Genomic DNA, 993 nt, shown 5'->3' with positions numbered 1-993 from the left:
AGCTGCTCGCTCGCCGTGAGCCGCCTCCATTCCACGGGAAGTCGCCCGGATAGCGGCCTTCGACGCCCATGACGAGAGGCGTATAGGCGAGTGAGACAGAGTAGTTGAACTGAACTCGTCAAAGCTGACGTGTTCACTTCCGGAAAGTCTCGTGAAACGGATGGCAGAGCCTGATGTGGAACTCGTGGTTGCCGGGGACGCCAGCATCGATGATATTGCGCCCGGACAGCCCGTTTCAATACGCTTCTCCGCGTTCGACACGAACACGACCCCGGAATGCAAGGGCACGGTGCAGACAGTCTCAGCCGACCTGATCAAGGATCCACAACGGCAGATTTCGTATTTCGTGGCGAGGACGACGCTGGACGACCAGAACTCATGCCTGCGTGGCAGCAGGTGGCTCCAGGCTGGCACGCCCGCGGAGGTCCACAACCAGACGGGTGAGCGCAACGGAACTGGAAGCATCCCAGCAGCAGAGATCAGAGGATTGCTCAATCAAGCGTCGACGACACTACGGAATGCCGCTAATAAACTCGATAACCGCAGTCGTCTCATCCTGAGCCAAATAGTCAAGTCCATGCGGGAAAATTTCAAGGGAGATAGAATATAGCTGGAGCTGTTCTCTCTAGAAATTTCAAAAAAATCCTGACGTCGGCAAGCCGGCTGAATCTGTATGTTTCCAGCGAAAAATCTGATCGTCACATCTTCCAATAGTTGGGCCCTTGAACAGATACTCATCGCATCAAATTTGATGTACATTCCTTTGGGGAAGCAGATGGGAGGCAGCTCTTGGGCGGGGGTAGTACATGGCATTCACTTCACAGCCGTCGTTGCACGGAATCGAAAATATTCCGTCGCATGTCGGGCTCAATGACGACGATGCGGCGCTAATCAAAAGGCTGGGATTCACGCCGAAGCGCTATCTGGCGGAGACGGTCATCGTCAATCAGGGCGAGGATTGTGATCGCATGTTCATAGTCGAGTCGGGCTGGG

Annotated in this window: 1 protein-coding gene and 1 pseudogene; both read left to right on the top strand. The window is 54.8% G+C overall.

Translation table 11 applies throughout. The features are described 5' to 3' along the window. Positions 1-160: 160 nt before the first annotated feature. A complete protein-coding gene (locus tag NKJ89_RS35585) occupies positions 161-610 on the top strand; it encodes a beta-barrel domain-containing protein (RefSeq protein WP_352609073.1) in 450 nt (149 codons plus the stop codon). A gap of 196 nt (positions 611-806) precedes the next feature. Next, positions 807-993, top strand: a pseudogene (locus tag NKJ89_RS35580) (Crp/Fnr family transcriptional regulator); the annotation flags it as partial.

The sequence above is a fragment of the Mesorhizobium sp. M0047 genome (assembly GCF_040323315.1).
GTDB lineage: Bacteria > Pseudomonadota > Alphaproteobacteria > Rhizobiales > Rhizobiaceae > Mesorhizobium.
This window is presented reverse-complemented; position numbering and strand designations above follow the sequence as displayed.

Bases quoted from the DNA above. Each gene is read 5' to 3' on its own strand.
- NKJ89_RS35585 (WP_352609073.1), top strand. From the start codon at position 161: ATGGCAGAGCCTGATGTGGAACTCGTGGTTGCCGGGGACGCCAGCATC.